Source organism: Steroidobacter sp. (assembly GCF_016790065.1).
Lineage (GTDB): Bacteria > Pseudomonadota > Gammaproteobacteria > Steroidobacterales > Steroidobacteraceae > Steroidobacter.
Genome location: NZ_JAEUPY010000359.1, coordinates 1 through 4222 on the forward strand (window position 1 = coordinate 1; position 4222 = coordinate 4222).

The 4222-nt window shown below is 61.4% G+C and carries 3 protein-coding genes; 2 read left to right on the top strand and 1 reads right to left on the bottom strand.

The genetic code is table 11. The features are described from left to right. Nucleotides 1-1866 (top strand): CocE/NonD family hydrolase (locus tag JNL55_RS14930; protein ID WP_293854764.1); only part of this gene is annotated, 1866 nt, incomplete at its 5' end. On the opposite strand, the gene JNL55_RS14935 is transcribed toward JNL55_RS14930, so the two are convergent. After that, nucleotides 1857-3602: a glycosyltransferase gene (locus JNL55_RS14935; RefSeq protein ID WP_293854767.1), complete on the bottom strand. Its 1746-nt coding sequence runs from the start codon at nucleotides 3600-3602 to the stop codon at nucleotides 1857-1859. The genes JNL55_RS14930 and JNL55_RS14935 overlap by 10 nt on opposite strands. A gap of 243 nt (nucleotides 3603-3845) precedes the next feature. Here JNL55_RS14935 and JNL55_RS14940 point away from each other — a divergent pair. Continuing rightward, nucleotides 3846-4222: carboxylesterase family protein (locus tag JNL55_RS14940; RefSeq protein ID WP_293854772.1), on the top strand; the 377-nt coding region annotated here is incomplete at its 3' end.

Sequence of the window (4222 nt, forward strand, 5' to 3'; positions counted from 1 at the left end):
CCGGTCGGCCCGCTGCCGCAAGGTAAGACACCGGGCGTCTTCGTTCAGCACGGCTACGCGATGGTCGCAGCCGACATGCGTGGCACCGGCGCCTCGGAAGGTTGGATGAATCAGATGAGCGACGTGCTACGCCAGGATGGCAAAGCGCTGGTCGACTGGATCGCCGCACAGCCTTGGTCGAACGGCAATGTGGGAATGATGGGCGGCTCCTACGAAGGCTGGTCGCAATTGGCGGTGGCCTCGATGAAGCCGGCCGCGCTCAAGACCATCGTGCCCAAGAACCCAGGCTGGGATGCGTTCAAGACCCATCCGGGCGGCGTGTTTTCCTATGCCTTCATGCAAACCTGGTCGGGGTTGACCTTTCATTTGAATCGCGGCTCGTCGTTTCCCGCGTTCCCGCTGTCGTCGGCGCCGCCGGTGATCGATGAGGACGGTGACGGCGACTTGCTCGATGAAGTACCGGTCGATCTGAACGGCAACGGTTGGTTTTACGATGACTATGCCTGGCCGATCTGGAAGGGGCCGGAGCCGCGTTATGCCGACGGTGTGAAGCGTCAGCATCATTATTATCTCAGCGCGATTCTCCAGCATCAGGCACATCCTGGCGGCGCGCCTGGCTCTTACGACGGTTTCAGTCTCACCAGCGCCGCGCGATTTCGCGACGCACCGCGACCTGGCGATGGGCTGACCGCGCCGGGGCTCAATTGGGCCTGGGTGCCGGAGATTCGCGACTCAGGCATTCCCATCTTTTTCCAGGCAGGTTGGTTCGATCCGTTCGTGCGTTCGGTGTTCGAACTGCAGTCGAGCTTGGCGTCGAGCAACGTCACCAAGTTGCTGGCGACGCCGACCTATCACCAGGGCATCTCACCGGCGTTCGCCAAGACCATCGAGACCACGCCGGATCCAACCTCGGCGCTGACGTTGCAATGGTTCGATCGCTGGTTGAAAGGCGTCGACAACGGCATCGAGCGCGAACCCGCGTTGACGATGTTCGTCGCGAATGGCGGCTGGCGCAAACAGCCGCAGTGGCCGTTGGCCGAACAGCAAGCGACGCGTTTTTATCTGGACCGCGCCAACGCGCTCACGTCAGAGTTGAAGACTGCTGCGCGTGGCAAGGATTCATACAAGGCCGATTTCAGCCATCAGTCGGGATGGCCGCCGACGCTCGATACTTCATCCATTGCCGAAGTGAATCGACGTGTACCGCGCGCCGAGCCGACCAGCCCGGTGTTCCTGCGCAATCGACAGTTCATGTATGGCCTGCCCGAGGGGCCGCCGAATCGCACCGAGCAGGATCGCAAGGCGTTGGTCTATACGAGCGCGCCGTTGCAAGCAGACACCGACGTCATCGGCCATCCCATCGTGCAGCTGTGGGCCTCGTCCACCGCGGACGACGGCGACTTCTTTTTCTATCTCGAAGATGTGGCGCCCGACGGCACCGCTATTCTGGTGACCGAGTATCAGCATCGCGCCGGCTTCAAATATCTGCGCGACAACGACCAGATCATTCCCGGTAAATCCGGTATCGATGTGAAGCCGGAGCTGCCGTGGCACGGCTTCAACCAGGCTGACTACGATCCCAAAGTATTCGCCGGCGGCCGCGTAGCGCAGATTCGTACCGCGCTATATCCCACTGCCTGGCGCTTCCGGAAAGGGCATTCGATTCGCTTGGCTATTGCCGCTGCTGACTGGCCGACCTTTGAGCTGCATCCCGCGTTGTCGCCGGAGAATCGCCCGGATGCAGCGAGCAATGTGGTGCCGACTCTCGGCATTCATCGCGGCGGACGAGAGGCGTCTTACATCGAGCTGCCGGTGGTGCCGGCGTCGGCGGGTTCGCCGCTATCGTCGTCGACAGTTCAGCGCTGACTCGATTGAGTTCGATCTGGAGTCGCTAGCGGAGTGTGCGAGTCATGCCATTCCGCTAGCTGGCGTTCGGCAGCGTCTCGTTCCGACTGCGCGCGCTTCGCATCGGTCACATCGCGGTTCACTTCGAGCACTAGCCATCGGCCGCTGTGTTGAGCTAGCACGGCGAGGCGGGCATCCACCACGACTTCGCGACCGTCGCGGGCTTGATGACGCAGCTCGCCAACCCAGACACCAAATCGCGCCAGTGTTCCTTCCAAATTGCTCACGCCGCCGGCGAGCTGTGTTTTCAACAACTGGTGCGTGACGCGCTTCAGCGCTTCGGATCGGGGGTAGCCATACAGCTGCTCGGCCGCTCGATTCCAATACAAAATGCCGCCGCCATCCATTTCCCAAATGATGATGGCGTCGTGGGTGTATTCGAGCAGCTCGGTGTCCCAGCGGTGTTTGGCATCGGCCAGCGGCACGTCGGAATGAGGGCGCACCAGTTTCCAGGGATGACCGTCGCTCTTGCCACGACTACCGAGAAGCTGAATGTAGAGCTCGATGTAGCGAGTGGCGACGATGGGGAAGTCGTATTTGGAGGCGACGGTCGACCGAGCTTGCTTACCCATCGCGTGCCATTGCGAGCGTGCCGCGAACACCTGTTCGAGGGTTGCGGTTATCGCAGGCACATCGCCAATCGGAATGAGCCAGCCATTTCGTTCGGTCACCAGCACTTCAGGCGCGATGCCGACGGGCGTAGAAATGCTCGGTAGCCCGGCGGCCATGGCTTCGATGAGCGACATGCCGAAGCCTTCGCTCTCGCTGCATTGGATGAATAGATCGCTGGCTGCGAGGTAAGCAGTCACATCGGGCACGGCGCCGACGAATAACACTCGGGATTGCAAGCCGGCCGCGGCAACCTGACTTCGCAGATCATCCTCGCAGTTGTCGAAAGAGCGATCGCCACCACCCACCAGCACTAACTGCGCTTGCTCGTGACGTCGCGCGATGGGTGTCCAAGCCTCGATCAATGTCGAAAGGCCTTTGGCTCGCGACAGTCGGCCGGTGTAGATCGCGATGTCACCTTCCGGCAGGCCGAGCTCACGACGCAGTTCAGCTTTGTCACGCCCTAACACTCGTGCGTTCAGTGAAACGCCGTTGGGCACTCGAACCACGGTGAGCGTGGATCCAAATCGCCGCCGTAGCTCCGCTTCGATTTGCGTGGAGATGGCGACGACGGCAGCGGCTCGGCCGAGTAATAGATCTCTAGTGCGAGACCAGAGGCGGGCGACGAATGAGGTTCGGCTCAAGCCCATGCGTGCCAGACTTTCCGGCGTCAGCGCATGTTCGAGTTCGTTGATGGCGTCGATTTTGATGACATAGGCCTTGCGGCAAAGTGCAGTGGCCGCGAAGGTCGGAATCAATACGCCTTTGACTCCTTGCACGAACAAGATGTCGTAGGCCGCGCGCTTGCGGATCAAGTGCCAGAACAGGCCAGTGAGGAAGTACAAGGTGCGCGGGATCGCGGCCCAGCCCAGGCCCTTGAGTAATCCCGATGGTGGCAGGCGGGTGATGTCGATGCCGTCGATGGTTTCGTGCCGGCAAGAGCCCTCGAAGTTGCGACGCGTCACGACGCGAACCTGCAGGCCTTGCCGGAACAGCTGCCGCGCCAGTTCGAATGCCTGCTTGCCTTGGCCGCCCTGGTCCTCGGGATGGAATATTTCCGAGACGATGCAGATACGGGGCAGATCCATGTCATCGCTCTTGCTACTGGGGCAACCCCAGACGTGAGCAGGTTCTATGCCAACCAGCAGGTCGCGCGGGCGATGGCCAGAGCCAAGCTGCGGCGGGAGCGACGCTCGCGCCAAGTGCAGTTTTTTCCGCGCGATTGCAAATTCTTCTTCGCAGCACACATTTGAGTTAACCAACCCCGCAATTCGGGCCAGGGCGCGGGCCGGCGGCTTGGCGCGCTCGGGGGTGGCCTATATTTTGTGCTGATGTCCAAGCACGAAATCAAAAACGATCAGACGGGGGCGTCGCTGACTCGGCGCGAGTTTCTAGTGGCGACTGCGAGTGTCGCGGCGGCGAGTGCCACGATGCAGGCACAGGCGTCGCAGCCACAACGGAGCGCGTCGAACTCGATGTTTCGTACCGTCGAGACCGCGAGCGGCAAGGTGCAAGGCATCGTCGATGGCCCAGTCGTCGAGTTCCGAGGCATTCCTTACGGCGCTTCGACCGCCGGCAGCAATCGATTCATGCCGCCACGAAAGCCAGCGTCATGGGCGGGCGTGCGTGAATGCTTCGGCCACGGACCGATCAGTCCGCAAGGGTCGTTGCCGGGCTGGGATTTCCGCACCGAATATTTTCAGCTGAT

What these genes read in the sequence shown, in the direction of transcription:
- JNL55_RS14935 (WP_293854767.1), bottom strand. Translation starts at nt 3,602, where the DNA reads ATGGATCTGCCCCGTATCTGCATCGTCTCGGAAATATTCCATCCCGAG.